Annotated in this window: 26 protein-coding genes and 1 tRNA gene; 18 read left to right on the forward strand and 9 right to left on the reverse strand. The window is 34.3% G+C overall.

Annotated features, from left to right (window positions below):
- Positions 1–24 precede the first annotated feature (24 nt).
- The 3 genes from CEY12_RS18395 to CEY12_RS18405 all read left to right on the forward strand — a co-directional run bounded on the left by CEY12_RS18395 (position 25) and on the right by CEY12_RS18405 (position 1,707).
- Entirely contained in the window at positions 25–396 is a 372-nt protein-coding gene (locus tag CEY12_RS18395; RefSeq protein ID WP_228409728.1) for a cyclic-phosphate processing receiver domain-containing protein, read from the forward strand.
- 174 nt (positions 397–570) lie between these two features.
- Positions 571–1,122, forward strand: coding sequence for a 3'-5' exonuclease (locus CEY12_RS18400; protein WP_089029060.1), 552 nt, complete (start codon positions 571–573; stop codon positions 1,120–1,122).
- Between the two features lie 27 nt (positions 1,123–1,149).
- Positions 1,150–1,707: a 3'-5' exonuclease gene (locus tag CEY12_RS18405; RefSeq protein ID WP_089029061.1), complete on the forward strand. Its 558-nt coding sequence runs from the start codon at positions 1,150–1,152 to the stop codon at positions 1,705–1,707.
- A 23-nt stretch (positions 1,708–1,730) separates the two neighbouring features.
- Here the strand turns inward: CEY12_RS18405 and CEY12_RS18410 are convergent, their stop codons facing one another.
- The 3 genes from CEY12_RS18410 to CEY12_RS18420 are packed head-to-tail and all read right to left on the reverse strand — an operon-like array spanning position 1,731 to position 3,460.
- Entirely contained in the window at positions 1,731–2,624 is an 894-nt protein-coding gene (locus CEY12_RS18410) for an alpha/beta fold hydrolase (protein ID WP_089029062.1), read from the reverse strand.
- Positions 2,625–2,668: 44 nt separating this feature from the next.
- On the reverse strand, positions 2,669–3,013 hold the full coding sequence (locus tag CEY12_RS18415) for a GIY-YIG nuclease family protein (RefSeq protein WP_089029063.1): 345 nt from the start codon (positions 3,011–3,013) through the stop codon (positions 2,669–2,671).
- A gap of 21 nt (positions 3,014–3,034) precedes the next feature.
- Positions 3,035–3,460: a MarR family winged helix-turn-helix transcriptional regulator gene (locus tag CEY12_RS18420; RefSeq protein WP_089029064.1), complete on the reverse strand. Its 426-nt coding sequence runs from the start codon at positions 3,458–3,460 to the stop codon at positions 3,035–3,037.
- A 442-nt stretch (positions 3,461–3,902) separates the two neighbouring features.
- Between CEY12_RS18420 and CEY12_RS22365 the strand changes: the two genes are divergently transcribed.
- Together CEY12_RS22365 and CEY12_RS18425 are read left to right on the forward strand one after the other, a co-directional pair.
- Positions 3,903–3,966, forward strand: a tRNA-Lys gene (locus CEY12_RS22365).
- A 488-nt stretch (positions 3,967–4,454) separates the two neighbouring features.
- Positions 4,455–5,555: a slipin family protein gene (locus CEY12_RS18425; RefSeq protein WP_228409729.1), complete on the forward strand. Its 1,101-nt coding sequence runs from the start codon at positions 4,455–4,457 to the stop codon at positions 5,553–5,555.
- Positions 5,556–5,688: 133 nt separating this feature from the next.
- On the opposite strand, the gene CEY12_RS18430 is transcribed toward CEY12_RS18425, so the two are convergent.
- From CEY12_RS18430 to CEY12_RS18440, 3 genes are all read right to left on the reverse strand, one after another.
- Positions 5,689–6,141 carry a VOC family protein gene (locus CEY12_RS18430; protein ID WP_089029065.1) on the reverse strand — a complete coding sequence of 151 codons (453 nt, stop codon included), beginning with the start codon at positions 6,139–6,141 and terminating at the stop codon, positions 5,689–5,691.
- Between the two features lie 177 nt (positions 6,142–6,318).
- Positions 6,319–6,645 (reverse strand): hypothetical protein, encoded by a 327-nt coding sequence (locus CEY12_RS18435; RefSeq protein ID WP_089029066.1) that lies wholly within the window; start codon positions 6,643–6,645, stop codon positions 6,319–6,321.
- Positions 6,646–6,651: 6 nt separating this feature from the next.
- Positions 6,652–7,080, reverse strand: a complete 429-nt coding sequence (locus CEY12_RS18440) for a helix-turn-helix domain-containing protein (RefSeq protein WP_089029067.1) — start codon at positions 7,078–7,080, stop codon at positions 6,652–6,654.
- 642 nt (positions 7,081–7,722) lie between these two features.
- On the opposite strand from CEY12_RS18440, the gene CEY12_RS18450 reads away from it, so the two are divergent.
- Positions 7,723–9,261 carry a SulP family inorganic anion transporter gene (locus CEY12_RS18450; protein WP_089029069.1) on the forward strand — a complete coding sequence of 513 codons (1,539 nt, stop codon included), beginning with the start codon at positions 7,723–7,725 and terminating at the stop codon, positions 9,259–9,261.
- Positions 9,262–9,312: 51 nt separating this feature from the next.
- Here the strand turns inward: CEY12_RS18450 and fusA are convergent, their stop codons facing one another.
- The gene (gene fusA / locus CEY12_RS18455; protein WP_089029070.1) at positions 9,313–11,379 is read right to left on the reverse strand and encodes an elongation factor G; all 2,067 of its coding nucleotides are present in this window, start codon (positions 11,377–11,379) and stop codon (positions 9,313–9,315) included.
- A gap of 472 nt (positions 11,380–11,851) precedes the next feature.
- Between fusA and CEY12_RS18460 the strand changes: the two genes are divergently transcribed.
- From CEY12_RS18460 to CEY12_RS18490, 7 genes are all read left to right on the forward strand, one after another.
- Entirely contained in the window at positions 11,852–12,520 is a 669-nt protein-coding gene (locus tag CEY12_RS18460) for an HAD family hydrolase (protein WP_089029071.1), read from the forward strand.
- A gap of 11 nt (positions 12,521–12,531) precedes the next feature.
- The gene (locus tag CEY12_RS18465; RefSeq protein ID WP_089029072.1) at positions 12,532–13,356 is read left to right on the forward strand and encodes a phosphoribosyltransferase family protein; all 825 of its coding nucleotides are present in this window, start codon (positions 12,532–12,534) and stop codon (positions 13,354–13,356) included.
- On the forward strand, positions 13,346–13,900 hold the full coding sequence (locus CEY12_RS18470) for a TerD family protein (protein ID WP_089029073.1): 555 nt from the start codon (positions 13,346–13,348) through the stop codon (positions 13,898–13,900). Before CEY12_RS18465 ends, CEY12_RS18470 begins: the two co-directional genes overlap by 11 nt.
- A gap of 6 nt (positions 13,901–13,906) precedes the next feature.
- A complete protein-coding gene (locus tag CEY12_RS18475) occupies positions 13,907–15,067 on the forward strand; it encodes a toxic anion resistance protein (RefSeq protein WP_172821048.1) in 1,161 nt (386 codons plus the stop codon).
- A gap of 39 nt (positions 15,068–15,106) precedes the next feature.
- Positions 15,107–16,027 carry a hypothetical protein gene (locus tag CEY12_RS18480; protein WP_157676853.1) on the forward strand — a complete coding sequence of 307 codons (921 nt, stop codon included), beginning with the start codon at positions 15,107–15,109 and terminating at the stop codon, positions 16,025–16,027.
- Between the two features lie 169 nt (positions 16,028–16,196).
- The gene (locus CEY12_RS18485) at positions 16,197–16,808 is read left to right on the forward strand and encodes a TerD family protein (RefSeq protein WP_089029075.1); all 612 of its coding nucleotides are present in this window, start codon (positions 16,197–16,199) and stop codon (positions 16,806–16,808) included.
- 198 nt (positions 16,809–17,006) lie between these two features.
- Positions 17,007–18,044, forward strand: a complete 1,038-nt coding sequence (locus CEY12_RS18490; protein ID WP_089029076.1) for a TerC/Alx family metal homeostasis membrane protein — start codon at positions 17,007–17,009, stop codon at positions 18,042–18,044.
- Between the two features lie 139 nt (positions 18,045–18,183).
- Here CEY12_RS18490 and CEY12_RS18495 read toward each other — a convergent pair whose 3' ends face one another.
- Positions 18,184–19,182: a catalase gene (locus CEY12_RS18495; RefSeq protein ID WP_089029077.1), complete on the reverse strand. Its 999-nt coding sequence runs from the start codon at positions 19,180–19,182 to the stop codon at positions 18,184–18,186.
- A gap of 133 nt (positions 19,183–19,315) precedes the next feature.
- On the opposite strand from CEY12_RS18495, the gene CEY12_RS18500 reads away from it, so the two are divergent.
- From CEY12_RS18500 to CEY12_RS18520, 5 genes are all read left to right on the forward strand, one after another.
- Complete coding sequence (locus tag CEY12_RS18500) at positions 19,316–19,750, forward strand: FKBP-type peptidyl-prolyl cis-trans isomerase (protein WP_089029078.1); 435 nt, start codon at positions 19,316–19,318, stop codon at positions 19,748–19,750.
- Between the two features lie 166 nt (positions 19,751–19,916).
- Positions 19,917–20,867, forward strand: coding sequence for a hypothetical protein (locus tag CEY12_RS22675; RefSeq protein ID WP_089029079.1), 951 nt, complete (start codon positions 19,917–19,919; stop codon positions 20,865–20,867).
- Between the two features lie 67 nt (positions 20,868–20,934).
- Positions 20,935–21,345, forward strand: coding sequence for an Rrf2 family transcriptional regulator (locus CEY12_RS18510; protein WP_089029080.1), 411 nt, complete (start codon positions 20,935–20,937; stop codon positions 21,343–21,345).
- Positions 21,346–21,403: 58 nt separating this feature from the next.
- On the forward strand, positions 21,404–22,057 hold the full coding sequence (locus tag CEY12_RS18515) for an NAD(P)-dependent oxidoreductase (RefSeq protein WP_089029081.1): 654 nt from the start codon (positions 21,404–21,406) through the stop codon (positions 22,055–22,057).
- Positions 22,058–22,069: 12 nt separating this feature from the next.
- On the forward strand, positions 22,070–23,248 hold the full coding sequence (locus CEY12_RS18520) for an MBL fold metallo-hydrolase (RefSeq protein ID WP_228409730.1): 1,179 nt from the start codon (positions 22,070–22,072) through the stop codon (positions 23,246–23,248).
- Between the two features lie 263 nt (positions 23,249–23,511).
- On the opposite strand, the gene CEY12_RS18525 is transcribed toward CEY12_RS18520, so the two are convergent.
- Positions 23,512–24,543, reverse strand: a complete 1,032-nt coding sequence (locus tag CEY12_RS18525; protein WP_089029083.1) for a M23 family metallopeptidase — start codon at positions 24,541–24,543, stop codon at positions 23,512–23,514.
- Positions 24,544–24,627: the final 84 nt, after the last annotated feature.

Consider the following 24,627-nt stretch of genomic DNA (forward strand, 5'->3'; position numbering starts at 1 on the left):
AAAATGATAAAAAGATTTTTGTTTTTGGATGATATAAGATTTCCAGTGGAAGCTTATCATTATACAGGAGAGAAGATTTTCCTTAATAAAGATTGGTATATTGTCCGAAATTACAGACAGTTCGTTAATCAAATTATACAAAATGGACTTCCTGAAATGATCTCTTTTGATCATGATCTTGCTGATATGAATTCCTCAGACTCTGATAATTTAAAATTTACAGAGAAAACAGGATATGATTGTGCAAAATGGCTGGTTGAGTATTGTATGGATAATCATCTGAATCTGCCAAAGTTTTACAGTCACTCAATGAATCCTGTAGGAAAGGAGAATATACTTAGTCTTTTAGAAAACTTTAAAAAAGTTAATAAAGACTCTTACAATAAGTTTCGGTAATTTTTACCGGAACTTTTTATATTACGTAAAAAGATTGCGTACTTGTGTTTTTTCTTTGCATAGAAATTTAAAAGTATTTCTTCTCAGGATATTTCTTCTCCTATCCTTTTTCCACTCACCAACTGAATAACAAAATGTAAACGATATTAGAAATAATATGCAGTATGAAAAACAATGAAAAACAAGACAACAAATGAAATAATAATTATCGACCTGGAGGCTACATGTTGGGAAAACGATAGAATTCCTACCGGGCAAAAAGTTGATATTATAGAAATCGGAATTTGCAAATTAGATATAGCATCAAAGATAATTTCTCAAAAACAAAGTATTTATGTGATTCCTGAAAGATCCGAGATCAACAGGTTCTGTACAAATCTTACAGGAATTACTCCACAATTAATAGAAGAAAAAGGGATTTATTTTGAAGAAGCTTGTGAAAAAATCAAAGATGAATACCATTCAGAATCACTTAGCTGGGCAGGTTTTGGAAACTTTGATAAAGAGCAAATCTTTGAACAATGTGATTGGCTCGGAATAGAAATTCCTTTCTCCTACGATTATCTGAATGTGATGTATGAATTTAAAGATCACTTTAATCTTCCAAAAATGATGGGTTTAAAAAGAAGCCTGGATTATTTGAAAATGGATTTTGAGGGAAATCATCACAGTGGAGCAGACGATGCTTACAATGCTGCCAGAATTTTGAGAGAAATTTTGAAGTAATTATTAACAACAAAAAATTTTAAACCAATGAAAACAACAGATACTATATTAATTATCGACCTCGAAGCTACTTGTTGGGATGACCGGCCACCAAGAGGTCAGGAAAGTGAGATCATAGAGATCGGAATTTGCATCATGGATGTAAAAACCGGTAAGATCACACAAAATGAAGGAATTTTAGTAAAACCACAGTATTCCAGGGTAAGTCCCTTTTGTACCGAACTTACTACGATTACTCAAAAAATGCTCGATGAAGAAGGCATTTTATTCGATGATGCTTTAGATATTCTCAGAGCTGAATATAATTCTGAGGACCTCACCTGGGCAAGTTATGGGAATTATGATTTGACCATGCTTAAAAATCAGGCCAGAAGATTTAATCTAGATTATCCTTTAAGTGATGATCATATCAATGTGAAAACATTATTTGGACAGGTACATCCAACCATCAGGAAAAGCGTTGGAATGAGCCGGGCGCTGGGAGAACTCAATTTTAAACTTGAGGGAACCCATCACAGAGGCGTGGATGATGCCCGAAATATTGCCAAGATCTTACACTGGTGTCTTCAGAATTACTCATTATAAAAGCTCCCTCTAAAAGGGAGCTTTTATTTTTCTGATCGTCCCACTATCTGCTTAACTTTTTCACACACAGGGGTGTATAATTCCGGTGGAATAGAATGCCCCATTCCTTCAATAATCATCAGCTCGGAATTAGGAATAGATTGAGCAAGGTCTCTGGCACAATCGGGGTGAAAAATAAGATCGTTTGTACCATGGATGATGAGAACAGGAGCTCCTATTTGCTTGAGGGTTTTAGGGTCGTATATCCACGAGCCCATAGCCAGTAATTGTCTGAATATGCCATTTTTGGATTGAGAACGGTTCAGCTCCTTTTCGATAATTTCCTCTTCGTAAATCTCATCTAAAGGGAAAATACCCGATATTTTTTTAGCAAAATCTAGTTTTTCTTTTATGTAATCCTTTTTATTGATGGCCGGATCGGTAGGAGGTTTGGTCATCATTGACATAATTTCCGGATCCGTGGGTGGCAAATCAGGGCGTAAAGAAGTTGACATAATAATTGTAAGTGACGAAACTCTTTCCGGAAAATAAGAACCTAAGAGCTGGGCAATGATACCTCCCATAGAACGTCCTATAAAATGTGCTTTTTCAATCTGTAAATGATCAAGAAGTCCGATAACATCCTTTGCCATATCCATTAATGAATAAGGAATGTCTTCTTTTTTAATCGTCGAAAAGAGCTGTTGGATATTACCCTGTAGGTTGATCTCTTTTTCAGCATGGAAAACAGAGTTTCCAGAGTCCCTGTTGTCAAAACGGATAACTTTAAATCCGGATGAAGCCAGTTGTTCACAAAAGGGTTCATCCCATCGTATCATCTGACTGCCCAATCCTGAGATCAGAACGACAGTTGTATTGTTATTTTCTCCAAAGGTTTCGTAGCATAAATCTACACTGTTGATTTTTACGGTTTTCATTATTTATTGCTTATGCACAATAGTTCTAGTTGATTTTTAAATTATCAGTAAAGGTTTTGAGGAAATTCATGACTTTCTATCAGGCATTTTTCTGCTTTTAAAACTTCCTGACGATAATTAATATAAGGATTGTTTTGGGCTTCCACTACAGCAATACACTCGAATAAAAAAGAATCTTCTCCATATTCGTTCCAGTCAGCCTGCAATTGTTGATGGGTGTATTGTCCAATCTTTAAAGAGAATTTCATTCTGTTTTCCAGTGCTTCAATATTCAGTGCCCCTTGAATAAGCTGCCTCCCGGTTACCTTGTTTTTAACAGCTAGAACACCCATTTTTACAGGATAGTCTTTGGCTTTTTCTTTAAGTTGCTGTTTAATGGAATTTTTCATTTCAATTCGGTTATCTGTTAATTATTGTATGTTTCCTCCTAACTCAAATAGCAGGTCAATAGTTGTTTTGAGTGATTTATTTTTTTTAAATGATAATATTTCTGAAGTAATATTTTCTGCTGTTTTTTGTGCTTCTTCAAATACTCTTTTTCCGGTGTCTGTAATCACAACGTAGCTCACACGGGCATCTCTTTCGTTGCTCTCTCTGGAAATAAGGCCAATTTTTTCAAGAGGATTAAGAAGCCTTGTAATCCCTGAAGCCGTTAAACCTATTTTTTCTGCAAGATCGATCCTGCGTATCTTATGATCCTGGGTATTATTTAGAACGTACAGGATCATAAAATCACTGAAGCTGAGCCCATGTACACTGAGTGCATCAAACTTTCTTGAAATAATGGACTGCACTTTGTTCATATTAATTAAAAGTAATAAATCGTCACTTATCATTGATATATATTTGAGTTATCAAGTAATTTAATTATGCAAATGTAATGATTTTAATCAATTACAATATTTTATTTACGGTTTTTTTTCAATTTGTGTATTGGGTAAATGAATTAATTACTGATTTTTTGCTTGCTGATGGGTTTGTTTTCACATAGAAATCTTCAATTTTTATGATCATAATTTTATTGCGCAAATAGATTGCGCGATTGTGTGATTACTTTGCATTGTCAAAAAGAAACAATAGTAAAGTTTTGAAAAACAGGCTTTACTCAAAATATCAGGGAAGTCCAGTTGAGTGTTTCAGTATATCACCATTGCAGAAGAATTTGTTAAGAAACATGATTTTATTTCTGTTCAGCTTGACTTGAAGGTTTGAGGAGTTTTCCAAAAAACTTCTACCATGTGCTATGGGTCGAAGGTTCGAATCCTTCTATTTCCGTACGGGAGTATAACTCAGTTGGTTAGAGTAATAGCTTTTTTATGCGTGGGTTCGATTCCCACTCTCATTTGGTTTGAGATAGCTCAGTTGGTAGAGCACTACACTATCATTGTAGTTTAAATAGACTCAAAATCTATTTTTGGAAGAGTTTCGGATGTTCTCATAAAAAAATATCTGCTATGGAAAACCTGAGCTTTTTCAGTTGTTGAATCAACATTTTAAAAAAGCTTGTAAGAAAAATGTTTTTCAGGAATAGAATTAATTAACGAATAATGATGACGAAGTAGATTTTCTAAAAAAGAGGTCTATGCGTGAGCGATGGTAACGGATATCCTTTTTTGCTCTGCAAAAAAGATAGAAGTGAACGTAGCGACCCAAGCTGTTGCTTTTGCAATGGCAAAGGGGCACGCCCAAGATTTGAATGATTGGAAATAAGCTTAAGACTCTTGTTCTGAAATGAATGATTTTTTACTGAATCCCTTTTCTTCCGCCAATTTTGGAAGAAAGAACCTCAGTTTTTCCTTTTTGTTATCATAAATAACCTTAAAATATAATATGATGTTTAGAAATGTACAAATTAAAGCATATCAAGTTGGTTTGGTATTTAAAAACCGGAACCTGGTTGAGATCTTAAAAGAAGGTAGTCACTGGATTTTTGGTAATAAATCCTTAGAAACCTATGAAATGAAAACATTATTACAAGCTAATGATGATCTATTGCTTTTGTTGAAAAATGAAGAGCTGAACACTATGTTGGAGCTTATTGAAGTAAAAGATGGGGAACTTGTTTTGGTGTATGAAAACGGAATCTTTAAAGAAGTGCTGCATGTAGGTCAATATGCGATCTGGAAAGGAGTAATGAACAGGGAATTCCTGAAAATTGATCTCACAAAGGTGGAAATTACAGAGAAAATTTCCAAAACAATCCTTGAAAATGCAAAATTGAAAAATCTTGTCAGAAAATTTGTCGTGACCAATCAGTATAAAGGTTTACTGATCATCGATGGAAAGCTGGTAAAGGTGCTGGAGGCAGGAACTTATTACTTCTGGATGAACGAAATTTCCGTTGAGGTGAAAAGTGTTGATACCCGTATGCAACAAATGGAAATTGCAGGTCAGGAACTTTTAACAAAGGACAAGGCAATGCTTCGGATCAATTTTTATGTGCGTTATCAGGTGGAAAACATTGTGAAAGCACTGATGAATAATAAGGAGTATGATAAACAATTGTATATCCTTATGCAATTAGCTTTGCGTGAGTTTGTGGGTGCTTTAACATTAGATGACCTATTGTTGAAAAAAGATAGTGTAGGAAAAGAGATTCTTAATAATCTGGGGAATAAAGCAGATGATCTGGGATTAAAAGCTTCAGATGCCGGAATCCGGGATGTGATCCTGACAGGAGAAATGAAAGAAATCATGAATCAGGTCCTGATCGCTGAGAAAAAAGCTCAGGCCAACAGCATTATGCGTCGTGAAGAGACAGCTTCCACAAGAAGTTTACTGAACACTGCAAAATTGATGGAGGAAAATGAGGTATTGTGGAAGTTGAAAGAAATGGAATATATGGAAAAGATTGCCGATAAGATCGGAGATATTACTGTATCCGGAAACAGCAATATTGTTTCTCAGCTAAAAGAGATTTTTGCTAAATAACACTAATAACCATTAATATAAACAGGCTTCATTGAAAGATGAAGCCTGTTTTATGTAATAAAGTCTTGTAGCTTAAAATGAAAATACCACCTGTAAAATTCCTTATTAAACTTGTACAGATGAATGGGGATAGTTAAGCGTTGGTTTTTTCAAGCCATTCCTCATATGAGATTACACCCCATTCCGGTTTACTTTCACCTTCGAGAATGGAGATAAATTCCAGCTGATTTCCATCAGGATCATTAAAGTAAATAGCCAAAGCAGGCATCCACGCGAAAACCATGGGTTTATCTAATCCATCTTTCAGGAAATTGTAAGGTTTCAAATTTCTGTTTTTTAAATAATCAGCAGAATAATTCAAAATATCATCTTTATCACTTGAGAAGGCAAAATGCCTTGGTTGTAAATTTTCTTTCTGCTCCCATAACCCAAGCATAAATTCTTTGTCTTGGCCTACCCATAAAAATGCAATAGGTCTTGTTGGGTCTCTATGTGCAAGCTTTAAGCCGAGAATTTCTGTATAAAATAGGATCGCCTCTTCTAAATTACTTACCTGAATATGGGTTTCGTATAATCCTTTGATCATAATCTTATTGTTTTAATGCTATAGATATGAACAAAAGTATAAATGAATTTTTTAAAAATAGTAAAGGATCAATTCCTTTATATAAAAAGAATGATAGATAATATGAGTTAATATATTGTGATCAATAAAAATAACAAAATAAAAGCCGGTAAAATATTCTTTACCGGCTTTTGTATTTTAATTAATTTCCTCCTCAAAGTTCTTTTTCCATTTTGCGATGGTGGTTCTACTTATTTTGTACTTTTTAGACATATAACTGGTAGAAAAACCGTGCTTTCTTTGGTATTGTAACAGTTTAAGCATTGTTTTTTTGTCATACGTCTTTAGCTTCTGGTTGTTTTTTGAGCTTTCTTTAGATTGTTCGAAAAGTCTTTCATTAAACTTCAGAACATCATCGGATGTATTAAGCCTTTTAAGTAGCTCCCTGATTTTAGGTTCTTCCAATTTATCAGGATGTTCCAGGCGGAGCATGTCGTGATAAATTTTACTGTAATTTGGTCGCATTATATCTTATTTAATTGGTGTGTTTATCTTTTGAAGCCAGCGATGAAGTGTGCTTTTGGGAATAGAATATTCTTTAATAACGTCATTCAGGCTCATTTCTCCGGATTGAATTCTTTTAATAATGAACTCTTTGATTTCCTGAGTGTAGATGTTCTTTCGGAAGTAAGGGATTTTCTCTGATTTTTCCGTGTTCTTATTTACGGCTGCTGGTGGAGCATATAAAATAAGGTGAGAACTGTACAGTCTGAAGAAATCATATTCCAATAATTTACAGCATCTTAACAGAATTTCAGAATCTATCGACTTGCTATTGAACATGTTTTCAACAAACTCTTCGTCCTTATTTAAAAAATTACAAATCCTTTCTAATGTAATTCCTTTATCATCAACTCTTTCTTTAATGAATTGTCCTATATGTATGTCTTTGTATAACATCTATTAAATAAAAATTTTGTTATTAGTAAATAGCTTCGATAAAGCACCAGGCTACACTTTCATGGAAATTTTGAAATATATAGTTATAATAGAATGTGTAAAAAAAATATATAATCTTTTGTTGAATTTCAAAGATGGTAAAACTACACGATCTGGTGCAGGATTTTTTGAGTATCTAAAAGAATTACTTGCGTATCCTTCTCAATTCCATCGATGCTTTTAGCGATTATTTAATTCTTTTTGTCTCGTCTAGTAAAATGCTATATAGATCAGATTTTATGATTGTAGCGATAATACATTACCTAAAGCCCTTTCATGCAATTTTTCTTTATATTGTTTACTCGTAGATTAATTTTTTATACAAAAGTTAAATTAGTAATGCTTATTTTAATTTAAGATGTACAAGAAATAATTAACTTATTGGTTTCCAAATATAGAAAAAAATGAATTTGATGCAAAAGATATAATACTAAATAATGTTAAAAAATGATTTATACGGAAAATTAGTGGTGTTAAATTTTTTTATTTTTAACAATATAAATTTATTTATGAATTATTATGAATAATGCTTATTCGTTTATGCTATTTTGAAAATTTAGTTATTGGATATAATGTTTCAAGTATTTACCTTTGTGCTTAGTTATGAGTGCCTATACCAATCTATTTGATCTTTCTAAAAAGATAAACTATAAGAATGAGTTGCTTGCAGGATTTACCGTTGCAATGACTATGATTCCTGAATCACTTTCGTTTGCTATTTTAGCAGGACTTTCACCTCTTACTGGTTTGTATGCCGCTTTTTTAATGGGGCTGATCACTGCTGTTTTTGGAGGGAGACCGGGAATGGTTTCCGGGGGTGCGGGGGCTACTGTGGTTGTCCTGATTGCTTTAGCTAAATCCCATGGAATAGAATATTTATTTGCAACAGTTGCATTGGCTGGTTTTTTCCAGATAATGGTTGGTGTTTTTAAACTTGGAAAATTTGTTCGTCTTATTCCACAGCCAGTAATGTATGGTTTTTTAAATGGTTTGGCCGTTATTATTTTTATGGCTCAGGTCGAGCAATTTAAATTTGTCGACCATAGCGGTGCTGTTCATTGGCTTCATGGAATTCCTTTGTATAGTATGGTTGGGCTTACCGCTTTAACTATAGCTATTGTTTATTTTTTTCCTAAAATAACCAAAGTGGTTCCCGCATCATTAGTTGCTATCATTATTGTTTTTGGACTTGTTTTAGGATTAAATATTAATACAAAAACAGTTGCAGATATTGCACACATCAGTGGAAATTTTCCGGCATTCCATATCCCAAAAGTGCCATTTTCACTGGAAACACTTACTATTATTTTCCCTTACGCTCTTATTATGGCAGGAGTAGGACTGATAGAATCACTTTTAACTTTATCGATGGTTGATGAAATTACGGATTCTAAAGGGAATGCCAACCGCGAATCTATGGCCCAGGGACTTGCCAATATTACCAACGGTTTTTTCGGAGGAATGGGTGGTTGCGCAATGGTGGCTCAAACCTTAGTGAATCTTAATGCCGGATCGAGAGCAAGATTATCAGGGATTATCGCTTCGCTCACTATTTTGATCATAATTCTTGTTGGAGCACCTTTTATTGAAAAGATTCCTATGGCGGCTTTGGTAGGGGTAATGATGATGGTCGCAATCAGTACATTCCAGTGGGTTTCCATAAGGATTGTCAATAAAATGCCCAAATCTGATATATTTGTGGGAGTAGTGGTTGCTTTAATAACCATTGTCCTTCATAATCTGGCATTGGCTGTTTTAGTAGGAGTGATTATTGCTGCTTTGGTCTTTGCCTGGGATAATGCGAAAAGAATAAGAGCCAGAAAATATATTGATGAAAATGGAGTGAAACACTATGAAATATTTGGTCCTTTATTTTTCGGTTCAGTAACTGCATTTACGGATAAATTTGATCCGGCGCATGATCCCGAAAGAGTGGTTGTGGATTTTAAAGAAAGCCGGATTGTAGATATGAGTGCAATCGATGCTCTGGATAAGTTGTCCAAACGGTATCATGATCTTAATAAAACATTGCATCTGCGCCATTTAAGTGAAGATTGCAGAAAAATCCTAAAAACAGCTGAAGCGGTCATTGATGTTAATATTGAAAATGATCCAACCTATAAGGTGATGCCTGAAAGATAAAAAAGGATTAAACCAAATAAGGACCGTAATTATATTACAGTCCTTATCTTTTTAGGTCACAACTATATTGGTGATGAATTCCGGCACCAAAGCGTAGTGTGATAATTTCATACTTATGGAAGCTCTTCCACTCGTTAAGGTTCTCAGATCAGAAATATATCCGAATGTAGAAGCTAATGGGACTTCTGCAGTAAATATTTTTCTTCCTGAACGTTCGTCAATGGAAGTAATGATCCCTCTTCTTTTATTAATATCCGCAGTTATAACTCCTGTATATTCTTCAATACTCTGAATTTCAACCTGCATGATGGGTTCCATTAATTTTGGTTTACACATTTTTGAGGCTCCTCTGTAGCCATCTCTTGCGACAATTTCAAAATCATAAGCAGCTGAATCCTGACTATGTGTGGATCCGTCTAATAATGTAACTTTCATACTTTCCAAAGGATAACCACTCAATGGGCCATTTTCCATAGCCTCTCTGAATCCTTTTTCGATGGAAGGGATAAATTCATTAGGAATTACACCACCTTTAATTTTATTAATAAATTCAAGTCCGAATTCATTATCATCTCTAGGCCCGATTTCAAAAGTGATATCAGCAAACTGTCCGTTCCCTCCATTTTGTTTGGAAAGCTTCTCCCTATGGATTATGGTTCGAGTTAAAATTTCCTTATACGAAACTTTTGGTTTGCCTTGATTTACTTCAATACCATAATTCAACCGAATTTTTTCCAAAGTAACCTCCAAATGCAATTCGCCTAAACCACTCAACAGAGTTTCTCCAGTCTGTCTGTCTCTCTCTACTAATAAAGAAGGATCTTCTTCCTGAATTTTTGCTAAAACCAAACCAAAGGATTTCTCATCGTTATTGGTCTTAGGTTCTATTGATACACGAATAACAGGAGTTGGAATCGTAATAGATTCTAACAATACAGGTTTTTCGAGACTTGATAAAGAATCTCCGGTTTTTGCATCTTTTATTCCTGTTAAAGCAACGATATCACCTGCTCTTCCTTCATCCACCGTTTGGGTCTTATCAGATTGCATCTTCAGAATTCTCGATACTCGAAAATTTTCACCCGTTCTGACGTTCTGAACGGTATCCCCGGATTTTATTTTTCCGGAATAGATACGAAGCATTGCTAACTTACCCATGTGCTTATCGATGACGACTTTAAAAATCAATCCTGAAAAAATTTCTTCCTGATTTCTTTCCAGTTCAATATTTTCTCCTGTTTCGGGATTCTTTGCTTGTACCGGAGATAATTGATCCGGAGCTGGAAGATAATTGACAATTGCATCAAGTAAAGGCTGAACCCCTTTATTTTTAAAGGCAGAGCCACATAAAACAGGAACAATCATCTGAGATTGACAGACTCTTTTAATAGTTTCCAGAATTACTTCGTTAGAAATAAGATTTTCTGAATTCATGAAAAGCTCAAAAAAAGACTCGTCATATTCCGCCAAAGTTTCCATTAGCTTCATTCTGTATTCGTCAGCTTCTACTTTCAAATGTTCCGGAATTTCTTTTTCTACAATGATCTCTCCATTTTCACCGGTCCAGTACAATGCCTTTTGACTGATCAGATCGATCACTCCTTCGAAATCATCTTCAGAACCGATTGGAATCTGTAGTGCAAGAGGGATTATACTAAGTTTTTTTTCAATTTCTCTCATTACATTAAAGAAATCTGCACCAATACGATCCATTTTATTGATGAAACAGATTCGTGATATACCATGTTTCTCGGCCTGGAACCATACGTTTTCCGTTTGGGGCTGAACACCGGAAGAGGCGCAAAAAACAGCTATCACGCCATCTAAAACTCTTAATGAACGCTCTACTTCTACAGCAAAATCAATATGCCCGGGAGTATCTATAATATTGATATTATAGATTTGGTTTTCTTTTTTCCACTGGGTAGAAATTGCGGCAGAAGAAATGGTAATTCCACGGTTTTTTTCCTGGATGTCTTTGTCCATTGTTGTATTCCCCTCGTCAACATTCCCTATTTTATGAATCATTCCCGTGTAATACAGTAATCTTTCCGTTAAAGTTGTTTTTCCTGCATCTACATGCGCTATTATCCCTATATTTCTTGTGTTGTATTTCATTTTTTTTAAAATTAAATGGTTGATTTTTGAGACTTCAGGAACGAAATCTCCTTTATTGTAAGATCTGGAAATAGGGTAGCAAAAAAGGCCTATCTAAATAGAAAGGCCTTCAATATATTTTTGTAAAATTAAGGTCGTAAACTATTCAGATAAATATTTAATGCTACCAAAGTACACCGCTCTGATAGGATTGCTTAAAGTAATAATATGTATCATTTTTGTTGACATGCTTGATTGTTAATCGGTTGCAAAAATAGTGAAATTTCTTAAAATATCAAAAAAATCGTCATTCCTATTAAAAAGAACGTTTGATAAATCTTAAAAAGTTATAAAAAAAACAGACTTTGGTTTTAAAAAATTATCTTTGGGAGGAATTGAATAATTCTATTAAAAACTAACAACAAAAAATAAAATTGTATTAAGCATTCTATTTTTTTAGAGGAGCTTCATATACATTATAATTGGTACCATTTTGAAAGCAGATATTGACATCCACAACCACCATCATTTTTCTTTTGATTTGTGGCTTACCTTAATAAAATCTCACCCTGAATTTAAAGCAAAAAGAGTTGAGCTGTTCACCTCGTTTTTTAGTATTAGCCAACCCGTAGAGGAGGTGGCAAAAACGGTAAAATACTACGATGATTTATGCAATACAATCAATGAGGTAATAGGAGGAAATGTGGATACTTTTGAAATTTATTTGCTCATATTAAATGCTCTGAACGTTGATATAAAACAAATTAACAGAGATGATCTGACTCTGTTTTATACCAAAAGTGAAGAATTATTTCTTGAATATAAACCTGTGATTATTTTTGAAAATGTTCATCAGTTTTTTGATGAGATCAAAAATCAGGGAAAAACAATTAATATATTAAGTAACACGGGATTTATAAAGGGGAAAACACTTCGGAAATTTCTGATTGAAGAAAATCTCGATGAGTATATCGATTTCCATATCTACTCTGATGAGATTAACTGTTCAAAACCCAATCCGATTGCTTTTCAGGAAGTGAAAAATAAAATTAAAAATCAGGATATTGAACTTCATCAGGTTTTACATATTGGTGATAATGTGATTGCTGATTTTAACGGAGCGAAGAGTTTTGGTTTCAATGCACACTTACTTAAACATTAAAGATAATAACGATGAACACGAGGTATAGTTTACATCACATTCATTCTGCAGAGGAATTCACTTTTTCTCCTGCGGAATACAGTTATTTTAAATATGGAGACAGGTCTTATGCTGAAAAGTTTGCTAAAGAACTGTTCGATGGATTTATTACTCACCATGAGGAAATTTTCACTACAGATAAAGAAATTGTGATATTGCCCAGTCCTTATATGGCAATTCCTACGGCTTCAAATTTTTTATGCTTTTACTTTAAAAAATGCTTAGACTTTTATCTGTTTCAAAAAGGGAAAAAATCAAGTGTTTTATCGAAGATCAACCGCAATCACACCTATACCACAGATTATGGAAATCTTAGCTTTGAAGATCGTAAAAATTTGATTGCCAACGATACTTATTATATCGATAAGGATTTTTTAAGAGGAAAACTTTGTATTTTTATAGATGATATTAAAATCACAGGAAGTCACGAACATACTGTAAATAAAATATTAAACGAATATGCTGTGAACGCAGATTTTATGTTCTTATATTATGCGGAACTCATGAACTTTGATATTGATCCTACTATTGAAAACTATTTCAATTATTACGCAGTAAAAAATGTAGATCATATTGCTGAAGTCATGATAAAGCCAAGTTTTCAGTTCAATACCAGGATTGTAAAATATATTTTAGGGTTGAATTCAAGTAATTTTGAATATCTTACGTCTAAAGTAAGAAAGGAACATATGGATGACTTGCTGGAATTAGCAATCAGCAACAATTATCATTTAATAAAAGAATACGAAAATAACATCAATACTTTAACACAAACCGAATTATATTATGGCTATTAACTTACAAAAAGGACAAAGAGAAAATATAAATGCCCCTAAATTTACAGTAGGTTTAGGATGGGATATCAATAATACATCTACAGGCGGAGCTTTTGACCTGGATGCTTCTTTATTTTTATTAGGAGAAAACAAAAAACTAGTTTCAGACAATCACTTTATTTTTTACAACAATCTGGAGTCTCCGGATAAAGCGGTGATCCATACTGGTGATAATTTAACTGGTGATGGAGATGGTGATGATGAACAGATCAAAATTGATTTAACTAAAATAGATTCTGCAGTAAAAGAAATCACGGTAGTCGTTACGATCCACGAAGCAGAAGCAAGAAAACAAAATTTCGGACAGGTAAGAAATTCTTTCATCAGAATTTTCAATACAGATACCAATGAAGAGCTTCTGAAATATGAATTAGATGAAGATTTCTCTATCGAAACCGCTGTTGAATTCGGAAGGATATATAACCGCAACGGAGAATGGAAATTCGAAGCTGTAGGAAGCGGACAGAGAGAAGGTCTTGAAAAATTTGTGTCAATCTATCAATAATTTAGTATGGATAATCAATCAAATCAACCTACTGATCCAATTCAGCCGATTGAACCTCTTAAAACATTTGAACCCGCTCCGCCAGTCCAGCCGACTCAGGGAGCTGCTCCGGTTCTGGTTGACAGAGATGGAAATGTGAATTTAACTCAGATACAGGATGCAGATCTTCAAAAATATGAAACTGCGGCTAATGCAATAGATGAAACCAACCCAGGTTCTATCGTGAACTTTGGTTCTGAACTTCAAAAGACTTTAGCCAATCAGAGTGATAGTTTTTTAAATAATGTAAGAAGATCAAATTCCGGAGAAGTAGGAGAGTTAATCAATAATTTATTGGTTGAACTTAACTATGTGGATGTGGATGAAATCAATGGCGGAAATAAAGTAAAAGGCTTTTTCAGTCGTTTGCCATTCATGAAGAAAATGATCACTCAGGTAGAAAACTTATTTGCCAAGTACGATAAAATTGTTAATAATATAGATCAGATCTCTTATAAAGTAAATGCAGGAATTATTACTTCTACAAAAGATAATGCTGTATTGCAGACTATTTTTGATAGTAATGTAAACTCGATCAAGCAGATTGAAGATCTTGTTATTGCAGGAAATTTAAGAATGGAAAGAGCAGGCAGAGAGCTTTCCGAAATGGAGACTAATGTTCAAAATTATGCTGATTATCAGATCGCTGATAAAAGAGATTTTATCAACAGATTAGACAGAAGATTGGCTGACCTTAAAGTGGTTCGTTTGATCATGATGCAGTCTCTTCCGCAGATCAGACTGGTACAAAATAATAATGTTTCTATTGCTGAGAAGGCACAGACCATCCTTACAACGACACTTCCTGTATGGAAAAATCAGCTTTCTTTAGCTGTTGCGATGCACAGGCAACAGCAGAATATTGAGATCCAGCAGAAAGTTTCTTCTACTACAGAAGAGATCTTGAGAAAGAATGCAGAACGTCTTGGACAGAATTCAAGAAATGTTGCTAAGGCTAATGAACAGACAATTGTTTCTGCTGAGACCTTGAAAGAAACAACAGCAATGTTGATCAATACGCTTAATGAAGTGAAACAGATTCAGAAACAGGGAACAGAGAACAGAAGAAAGCTGGATCAGGATCTTCAGTCATTAGAAAGCGAATTAAAAGCAAATATTAGAGGTTAATAAGACGGTATACCGGTGGATGATGAAGCTGTAATCATAATGTCTCAAAGTAAAAGAAGATTAACAAAGCTTAAACTTCTTGCTAACTTCTTTGAAAACGTTGATATAATATCCATTTATATTAAGACAGATATTATACACAACTTGTTTAATGAAAACAAGACATTGGATTTTCAGAAACTTGAGCTTTTTCATCTGCAGTATACAGATAGTCTGATAGAATTGTTGACCAAAATAAAGAAGAAAAAGGAAAACGATCTATTGGCTGTTATTAACGAGATCAATATCAATAGCCAATATATTTTGACTTTTGAAGAAAGGAAAGTTGATAGTTTTGAAATGGACAGGAAGATGTACAGTGGTATATTTTCCAAACATCTGAAGGCTTTGTATAAAGATTTGACGGAAGATCAGTTTACCCTGAACTGGAATGATGTTTTGTATTTCCAGAAAAAATATGGAGCAGAGTTTTACAGAACAGATGCAGATGAATCTAAACTTAAGTTTCATCCCGTTCCTTCCTATCAGTACCAGGATTATTCCATAGAAAGAAAATTATTGGGTAAGCTCAATATACAGAACTTTAAAGTTCGCTTTATGTGCGGATATCGCATTGATAGAAATGAGTATGAATTGTTTAAGATTTTTCAATCTGATGAACACTTTATCTTCAACGTTGAGGAAAAAAGATTATATCTCATTGATGATGAACTTGCCTATTTAAATACTTCTGAAAATGAATCCAATCAGATCCTGGTCATCAATCAGCTGAAAAGGAAAAATGAGGAATTGGAAGAATCTATAGATGAAAGAAAGCGAACGCTTCCGGAAGATGTAGAATCTGTTTTAAAAGACTATTTGCGGAACTTGGAAAGTGTTGATATTATGAGCAAAATATTTGATGTCAATGAAGAAACGAATATTCTTCGGGCAATGCTCAACTTGAATTTGAAAAATTAGCGAAAAGGCGGAAAGGCAGAATAGCGAAAAGGCAGAATAGCAAAATCGCTTAACCGTAAAATCGTTAAAGAAGAGTGTTATTGCAATGAAGTAGAATAGAAAGCGATTTTGCAATTCGGCAGTTTAGCAATTTCGCCATTTAACAAAAAAATAACTAAACATAAAAAAGATGGCTATTAACTTACAAAAAGGTCAAAGAATCAACCTGACCAAAGAAAACGGGACAGCTCTTACGCAAGCCTGTGTTGGAATAAACTGGGGTGCTATAGAGAAAAAAAGTTTTTTTGGCGGCAGTAAAAAAGAAGCAGTAGACTTAGATGGAAGCTGTATTTTGTACGATTCAAACAAAAATGCTACTGAAGTTATTTACTTCGGAAATTTGAAATCTAAAAACGGATCTGTAAAACACAGTGGAGATGATCTTACCGGGGATGTAGATGGAGATGATGGTCTTGATAATGAGGTGATCACAGTAGATTTCAGCCAGCTGGATTCAAGTGTTGAATATGTTGCAATGGTTTTGAACAGCTACAGAGGTCAGGATTTCGGTACAATTCCTTTTGCTTCTATCCGTATTTATGAAGGAACTCCTACAAATGTAAGAGAGGTTTTTGCTAAATATGACATCGCTAATGATAAATCATTTAGCGGGCATGTTGCAATGGTAATGGGAGTTTTCTACAGAAGAAACGGTGAATGGAAGTTCAATGCAATTGGTGATCCGACAGCAGATAGAAAATTGGAGCAAACGATTCAGACTGTTCAGCAAAAGTATCTATAAGATATAAATTTTTAAATAAGCTATTATCCCCAAATAACAGTCCTGACATCTATTTAATATAGAAATAATATGTGGAATGGGGTTTTGTCAGGTTGAGTTATATCGGAATTAGTTATATTTACGAAAATTAAAATAAATTAGCAATAATTGTACTTTGTACAGCTATTGCTTTTTATCATATAATAACACATAATAAAAGTGGAAAAACATCAAAGTATTTTAGAACTGCATCCAGGTTTGGTGTGGGGATTTGCGATAACGGTTGTTATCATGTTGCTTCTGGATTTAGGAGTTTTCAATAAAAAGAGTCACGAAGTTTCATCTAAAGAAGCTACCATCTGGTCTGTAGTATGGATTTCATTATCTATGATTTTTTCAGGAGTGGTGTATTGGGTGTTTAACCAATCGGACGGTCATGCGCTTGCAGTGGAAAAATTCACACAATATCAGGCGGCTTATTGGATTGAGAAAGCTCTTTCGGTCGACAACCTGTTTGTATTTATCCTTGTTTTCGGATTCTTTAAAGTTCCGAAATATTTACACCACAAAGTTTTATTTTGGGGAATTATAGGAGCTTTGATCTTCAGGGCAATATTTATATTTGCTGGAGTTGGCCTTATCAATTTAACTTATTTACCGGAGATGAACATTTTTGGTGAAGCTGTTAAAATTAATATTGTTATGATGCTGTTCGGTTTATTCCTTGTGTATGCAGGTATTAAATCCTGGGGTGATGGAGATGATGATGACGATGAAGACTACAGTAATACCGCAGGAGCAAGGTTAATAAAAAGCTTCTGGAAAGTTTCGGATAATTATGACGGAGATAAATTCTTTACCATCCAGAATGGAATTAAAATGGCAACGCCACTTTTGGTTGTGGTAGGAGTAATTGAATTCACTGACGTTCTTTTTGCCGTAGATTCAATTCCTGCAATTTTTGCAATTTCTGATGATCCATTCATCCTTTATACTTCGAATATTTTTGCTATTTTAGGACTAAGATCGCTTTATTTCCTGTTAGCGAACTTTATCCATATGTTCAGCAAGCTGCCATATGGTTTGGCGATTATTTTATCCTTTATTGGAGTTAAAATGTTAATTGCACCATGGATCCATATTTCGTCTCCTGTTTCTTTAGGAATTGTAGGCGGGGTATTAGTGATTTCGGTTATTTTATCAATTATGTTCCCTGAGAAAAAGGAAGATGAAAAAGAAAAATTAGAAGAAAATTAATACAAAAAAGCCTTACTGAAAAGTAAGGCTTTTTTATTGTTTACAATCGATAAGAATTAACTTAAAATGATTTCCAATTCTACGCTCAATCTACTCTAATCTTTAAATCATTCAATTTTTAAATCTTTACATTTAGTAATCATCCATGCAACAATTTATTGATCTTACGTCTGGTCTGTAATGAAACCTTGTACGCTTCATCCCGTAGTTTCTGTATTTTACCCACCGGATGGAAAATAGATTTACTTTCAAATGGATTAAAAGATAATAGTTCCGTTTCGCAGGATCTGGGATCCAATAAGCAGCCTTTCATCATTTTTACTTCCCCTACCTTTATAAAGGGTGAATTTTTCCATTCCTGATTGAGCTTGTTGATAGGCTGGTCATTCAGATCATAACATAGCTGGATCATAACATCAGCAGTATAATCATTTGATTCAAAATAGGATTCAAGGGCTTTTTGCATACTCATTTTCCTTCCGAAATTCTTTTTGACGGATTGGGGTTGAAGTTTTATTTTCATGACGTATTCTCCCATTCGATATGCCCCGACTGAATAATAGTCAAATGCTAAAAGGAAATCATTTCTTTTTCCTATAAACCTAAAGACATTTTTTATCATTGAAGGAGTGAAAAAATAAGGCGCTGCTTTTATCACCTGTGCTGTTAATGAAAATACATTGTTCCATTTTTTAACGAAAAATCGATTGACAGCAGTGAATAACTGTAAAAAAGTACTGACAGAATTAATTGGAAATAATGGAAAATTGACCATAGGATAATTAGCCAGTAGATCTCCATTTTCGTCTTTTATTTTTACAGCAAAACCATAAGCCGGGATTTCTTTCCTGTTTTTACCGACCTGGGGATGGGCATTTGAAAACCGGATCATTAAGTCATATTTGTCCTTATCAAAGAACTGCTGTAACTCTTCCGGAATACCCGGGTTGATTTTAAATTCTCCATGGGCTACGGCATATGTTTTTGCATGTGCATTTCGGGTTGCGTAATTGACATCGCTTACTGAAGATGATTGTTCAACAAAATCAGCTATGCTTTTCTTGTTGATTTCAAAGAGTGCTTTTTCCTCGTCAGTAAGTTGATCAAATTTCTTATTATATCTTATTGTGCTTGGCATTAGTTTTTTAAATTCAATTATAACACCAAGTTTTGAAATGAATGTTACGATAATGTTATTTTACTGCTTCATCTTCTTTAATTAATAGTTTTGGCTCTTTTTTAGAAAGTTTATCTTTGTAAAAAATTAAATAATGGGAGTAGCAGATATGTTATTTAAACGTAAAAAAGAACTGGCTGAGAAAAACCTTAATGAAGGAAAAGCTTTTATGGAGGAAAATGCCAAAAAAGAAGGTGTTGTAACGTTACCAAGTGGATTGCAATATGAAATCATTACAGAAGGTGATGGAGCTCAGCCAAAAGCAAAGGACACCGTAAAATGTCACTACCACGGAACTACGATCAAAGGAAATGTTTTTGACAGCTCTGTAAAAAGAGGAACTCCGGCATCTTTTCCTTTGAACAGAGTGATCTCGGGATGGACAGAAGCTTTACAGTTAATGCCTGTCGGAAGTAAATGGAGATTATTTCTTCCTCCAAATCTTGCCTATGGTGAAGAGCAAATCAGCAAAGAAATCGGACCAAACAGTACGCTTATTTTTGAAGTTGAATTGTTAGGAATTAAATAATTGACCTTATTAAATAAAGCTTAAAATTTACCTGAATTCCAGGTAAATTTTTTTATTTACTTTAAATTCGTATTTTAGATTTTAAGTTGATTGGAAAGGGGATAGATTATTTTTATCATAATCTACCATACAATTACAATTAACTGATTACACAAAAATAGATTGAATGAAAAAGCTACTTTACCTTTTTGCTATTTTTAGCTTACTGACTTCATGTGTTTCCAAAAAAAATCAGGCCATAAAGCAGAATATCCTCACATTGAAGGACAGCTACTGCAAGGCACCGTTTCAATATAATTACAGTAAAAAACTTCCTTCTTACAATTCAGATTCTATTTTATTAGCGAATAAGGAACTTAAAGGAACATTTTCTGACCAGAGCATTTTGATCTTGAATGCGTTAGATAATCTGGATGAAGTTCATGATATTATGAAACTGAAAAAAGATTCATCTTTAAGCGCACAGGTTAAAGTTCTGCAGCTTAAAACAAAGATAAACAGTAAGATAACCATTGCTCTCACAGAGCTGGATGCCGTAGCAGCAGAATTTGACTGTGAGGGAGAACGCGTTGCCCAGATTGGAAGCTATGTGGATAATTTAAACAATTCAAGAAATAATAAATTGATTCTATATTCTATTGTAGCCGGAGCTGCGGCATCTATTGCAGGAGGAATTGTAAAAGACGAAGGATGGAGTAGTGCTATAGATATTGGAGGGGGAGCCTTAGGAGCTGGATTTGGTTTGGCAACACTGAATCCTAAAGGAAAAAAAGTAGAATTTGTTCATCAGAGAAATCTTCTGAGGGATATATGGCATGAAAAACTTGAATCTCCAAATTTCCCACCTTTTATCTGGTATATGTACACAGAAAAGAAGTTTTCTAATAAAGAATCAAATTCGATTATTCAGAGTATGAAGCAAAGATGGCTTCACTATCAGTTTGATGATAACCAAAAAGAAGCTGATGGTTCTGTAATTTTTAGTGATGGAGGTTTTTACCGTGCTGATGATTTACAAAACCGTGCAGCGATGCTTAATCAGATGCAATCGGCAACACGGACAATCAATCAGAATATCAATTATTTATTATTGGATTTAGATAAATTAATACTTTAGGAAAAATTTAACTGTAATATAATTTGTTACATTTAAAATTTTGTTTTACCTTTGTCCGGTAATTATAATGAACAATACAAGATTTGCTACGGCAGTACATATTATGACCTTATTGGCAGAAAGTCCTCAGGAGTGGCTAACTTCTGAATGGATGGCCGGTAGTATTAATATTAATCCTGTAGTTGTTCGCAAAGAATTAAGTGTTTTAAGAACAACAGGTTTAGTGATAAGCAGACAAGGAAAAGAGGGTGGAAGCCAGCTTTCAAGAAGTGCAGAATCAATCAGTATTTCCGAAATTTATTCGGCGGTAAAGAACACTGAAGTTCTTGGAAAGAAAAATCAAAATCCAAATCCGGCATGTAGTGTTGGAAGGGAGATTAACAATCATTTAAATACTTTATTCGGTGAAACGGAAAAATTGGTTATTCAATTTTTAGGAGATAAGTCATTACAGGAATTTTGTAATCAATTCAAGTAAAAATTTTTTATCCTTAAATGTAACAAGATTTATTACAATTTAATTTAAAATAAATATTATGAAAAAAGTAGCAGTAATCGGTGCAACAGGATTTGTAGGTTCACATGTTGTGAAAGAATTGGAAAACAGAGGATACGAAGTAGAAGCTATCGTGAGAGATGCCTCTAAAATCGAACAAAATGACAAAGTAAAAGCAAAAATCATTGATGTAAACAATGTAGATCAGTTAGCAGAAGGCTTACAAGGAGCTGATGCAGTAATTAGCACCTATAATGCAGGTTGGACAAACCCAAATCTTTATAATGATTTTCTGACTGGGTCTGAAAATATTGAAAAGGCGGTTGAAAAATCAGGCGTTAAAAGATTAATCGTAGTTGGGGGAGCTGGAAGTCTCTATACTCCGGATCATGTACAAATTGTAGATACTCCTGATTTCCCTGAGGCGTATAAACCCGGAGCAACAGCAGCCAGAGATTATCTAAATAAGATCAAAGGAAACAATACACTGGACTGGACTTTCTTTAGCCCGGCGATTGAAATGAATCAGGCTAATGTAGGAACAAGAACGGGAAAATACAGAACTTCTTTGGAAACTCCGGTTTTTGATGAGAACGGAAGAAGTATTCTTTCTGTAGAAGATGTGGCGGTGGCCTTAGTAGACGAATTAGAGCAAAATAATCATATTCGTGAACGTTTTACAGCGGCATACTAATTAAAATATACAATGATGTTAAGAAAAAAATTATTATCATTAATTGCTGTATTGGCCTTCGTAAGTACTCTATTAGCTGGAAATCTTAAGATAAAGGTTTATAATCCCGGAACTAAGGCGATTTTTCCCATTTCTTCAACTCTGATTTACGGAGATAAGGATGCAATACTAGTAGATGGACAGTTTCAAAAGCAGTACGCAGAAGAATTGGTCAAAGAAATAAAAGCAACGGGAAAAAACCTTAAAACAGTCTTTATTTCTCATAGTGATCCAGATTTTTACTTTGGACTGGATGTTATTAAAAAAGCATTTCCTAATGTGAAGATTATTTCTACGGCTCAGACAGCTTATCTTATCTCTGCTTCAAAAGATGATAAATTAGCAGTTTGGAATCCGCAATTGAAAGCTGATGCTCCTTCAGAAGTTTTCGTACCGGAAGCGGTTAATTCTATCCCGGATTTAGAAGGAAATAAAATCGAGATCAGACAGAATCCTGATGATTCAGCGCATAGCTTTCTTTGGATTCCTTCATTGAAAACTATCGTTGGTGGAATTTCTGTTTCAGTGGATTCTCATATATGGATGGCAGATACTCAGAATAAAGAAGCTATTGACAAATGGATTGGACAGATTGATGCAATGAAAGCACTGCAACCACAGCAGGTAGTACCCTCTCATTTTGCTAAACTGAACCTATCACCGCAGTCACTGGATTTCGTTAGAACCTATCTGGAAAACTATAAAAAAGCGGTTGCTGATAATAAGACTTCAGATGCAATTGTAAAATATATGGTCAGTCAATATCCGAATCTTCCCGGCAAAGATGAGTTGGAAATGGGAGTAAAGGTATTTTTGGGTGAGATGAAGTGGGATTTAAAATCACCATATCCAGCCATAGGACAAAAAGTTGAAGTGGATTTTGGAAATGGAAAGTTTGTTCTGGATTATAAAAATAATACTACCATGTCTTTTACCGGAACAGAAGGTACTCTTAAAGGAATTTCAGATACTGTTCAGTATACTGTGACAGAAGTAGCAAAAAATGTATTCATGGTCTACTGGCACGAACCTAAAACAGGAGAGAATGTAACCCATGTTCAGGATTATAATAAGAATATCATCTATACGAATATTGCTGCAAAAGATGGTTCATTTAGCCACTTTAAAGTTCCATTCAAAATTTTAAAATAGATATAAATTAAAAAAAGGCCTAAAAATAGTGGCTGCCAGATGGCAGCCACTATTTTTAGTTGTTTAACGAGGCAAACCAATCAGCAGCTTAATCAAATCAACAAGTTGATTTCCTCTTTGCCTGCTTAAAATTGAAATGACAGAAAATAAAATCTTTGTGTAAATAAATTTCTCGCAGATTTAGCAACTCTCTTATTAATTTTTAATGTAATAGGCTTTACAAGAAAACAAAAAAACGGCTGCCTTTTGGCAGCCGTTTTTTATTATAGATTCATAAACAATTTCGGATTAACCGGCGTATTGTTTTTGTGTACTTCATAGTGAAGGTGTGGACCCGTAGAGCGTCCTGAGTTTCCGGACTTGGCAATGACCTGTCCTACTTTTACCTTTTGATTTACTTTTGCAATCAGATCAGATAAATGACCATATAAGGTTGCTAAACCATTTCCATGGGAGACAATTACGCAGTTTCCATATCCTCCCTTTTGTCCTGAAAAAATGATGGTTCCCGCCGCAGAGGCTCTTACATCAGATCCATAAGCAACCGCAATATCCAATCCTTTATGGAACTGCATCTGATCAGCTTCTGCAGGAGGATTATTTTTTTCTGTTGAAGTAATTTTAGAAGATGAAGAAGTAGCTGCAACCGATTTTGTCGAAGCAGGAGTGGAAGCGGATGCCGTGCTCGTTGCTTTTGGTGTTACCATCACTTTTACTTCTCTTTTATTTCCATAGCTGTCTGTCAGTTCAATGGTTTTTTCTACAGGTTCAGCTTTTACTTCAGGTTTTGAAGCAGCTGCCACTGTTGGCTTAGAATCAGAAGCCACGCTTGTTCCTACCGAGGCATATACGGTTTTAAACGGAATAGGATTTTTTCTGACCCCGAAGTTCGAGGAAATATAACCATCAGTAGGCATCCCTAATGGAACCTGCATCAGTTTCTTTTGTAAATCCATTAAATATTGGCTGTATCGGTTGGCTTGTTTTGCCAGGTAGACAGAGTTTGAAATACTGTCTTTGCTTAGAAACATCAGCTTTTCACTTGGGACATCTTTTGATTTTAAAAAAGAGTTAAGCTGTGCTACAGTCTCATCCACTAAAGTGAGATCTGTTTTCATTTTTAAGTAATCTACACTGTCTTTTTCAGTGTTTATTTTTACAAGGTTGACTTCATAGGTTTTATCATCCTTTTCAGAAGATAATTTGGCTATGAAAATTCCTTGTGCAAAAACTACTAGTAAAAGTCCTCCCAGGAGAATGTTTACGTTCTTTTTGCGGCTTAGAAATTTCTTCATATTTCTTTCACTTAGTATTAAAAAACGGTTTAAAGATTGCAAATTTAATTAAAAATAAGTTTTAGGATTATTTTTTAATTAAAA

Source organism: Chryseobacterium sp. T16E-39, from assembly GCF_002216065.1.
GTDB lineage: Bacteria > Bacteroidota > Bacteroidia > Flavobacteriales > Weeksellaceae > Chryseobacterium.

What these genes read in the sequence shown, in the direction of transcription:
- CEY12_RS18400 (WP_089029060.1), top strand. Translation starts at nt 571, where the DNA reads ATGAAAAACAAGACAACAAATGAAATAATAATTATCGACCTGGAGGCT.
- CEY12_RS18405 (WP_089029061.1), top strand. Translation starts at nt 1,150, where the DNA reads ATGAAAACAACAGATACTATATTAATTATCGACCTCGAAGCTACTTGT.
- CEY12_RS18410 (WP_089029062.1), bottom strand. Translation starts at nt 2,624, where the DNA reads ATGAAAACCGTAAAAATCAACAGTGTAGATTTATGCTACGAAACCTTT.
- CEY12_RS18415 (WP_089029063.1), bottom strand. Translation starts at nt 3,013, where the DNA reads ATGAAAAATTCCATTAAACAGCAACTTAAAGAAAAAGCCAAAGACTAT.
- CEY12_RS18420 (WP_089029064.1), bottom strand. Translation starts at nt 3,460, where the DNA reads ATGATAAGTGACGATTTATTACTTTTAATTAATATGAACAAAGTGCAG.
- CEY12_RS18425 (WP_228409729.1), top strand. Translation starts at nt 4,455, where the DNA reads ATGATGTTTAGAAATGTACAAATTAAAGCATATCAAGTTGGTTTGGTA.
- CEY12_RS18430 (WP_089029065.1), bottom strand. Translation starts at nt 6,141, where the DNA reads ATGATCAAAGGATTATACGAAACCCATATTCAGGTAAGTAATTTAGAA.
- CEY12_RS18435 (WP_089029066.1), bottom strand. Translation starts at nt 6,645, where the DNA reads ATGCGACCAAATTACAGTAAAATTTATCACGACATGCTCCGCCTGGAA.
- CEY12_RS18440 (WP_089029067.1), bottom strand. Translation starts at nt 7,080, where the DNA reads ATGTTATACAAAGACATACATATAGGACAATTCATTAAAGAAAGAGTT.
- CEY12_RS18450 (WP_089029069.1), top strand. Translation starts at nt 7,723, where the DNA reads ATGAGTGCCTATACCAATCTATTTGATCTTTCTAAAAAGATAAACTAT.
- fusA (WP_089029070.1), bottom strand. Translation starts at nt 11,379, where the DNA reads ATGAAATACAACACAAGAAATATAGGGATAATAGCGCATGTAGATGCA.
- CEY12_RS18465 (WP_089029072.1), top strand. Translation starts at nt 12,532, where the DNA reads ATGAACACGAGGTATAGTTTACATCACATTCATTCTGCAGAGGAATTC.
- CEY12_RS18470 (WP_089029073.1), top strand. Translation starts at nt 13,346, where the DNA reads ATGGCTATTAACTTACAAAAAGGACAAAGAGAAAATATAAATGCCCCT.
- CEY12_RS18475 (WP_172821048.1), top strand. Translation starts at nt 13,907, where the DNA reads ATGGATAATCAATCAAATCAACCTACTGATCCAATTCAGCCGATTGAA.
- CEY12_RS18480 (WP_157676853.1), top strand. Translation starts at nt 15,107, where the DNA reads ATGTCTCAAAGTAAAAGAAGATTAACAAAGCTTAAACTTCTTGCTAAC.
- CEY12_RS18485 (WP_089029075.1), top strand. Translation starts at nt 16,197, where the DNA reads ATGGCTATTAACTTACAAAAAGGTCAAAGAATCAACCTGACCAAAGAA.
- CEY12_RS18495 (WP_089029077.1), bottom strand. Translation starts at nt 19,182, where the DNA reads ATGCCAAGCACAATAAGATATAATAAGAAATTTGATCAACTTACTGAC.
- CEY12_RS18500 (WP_089029078.1), top strand. Translation starts at nt 19,316, where the DNA reads ATGGGAGTAGCAGATATGTTATTTAAACGTAAAAAAGAACTGGCTGAG.
- CEY12_RS22675 (WP_089029079.1), top strand. Translation starts at nt 19,917, where the DNA reads ATGAAAAAGCTACTTTACCTTTTTGCTATTTTTAGCTTACTGACTTCA.
- CEY12_RS18510 (WP_089029080.1), top strand. Translation starts at nt 20,935, where the DNA reads ATGAACAATACAAGATTTGCTACGGCAGTACATATTATGACCTTATTG.
- CEY12_RS18515 (WP_089029081.1), top strand. Translation starts at nt 21,404, where the DNA reads ATGAAAAAAGTAGCAGTAATCGGTGCAACAGGATTTGTAGGTTCACAT.
- CEY12_RS18520 (WP_228409730.1), top strand. Translation starts at nt 22,070, where the DNA reads ATGATGTTAAGAAAAAAATTATTATCATTAATTGCTGTATTGGCCTTC.
- CEY12_RS18525 (WP_089029083.1), bottom strand. Translation starts at nt 24,543, where the DNA reads ATGAAGAAATTTCTAAGCCGCAAAAAGAACGTAAACATTCTCCTGGGA.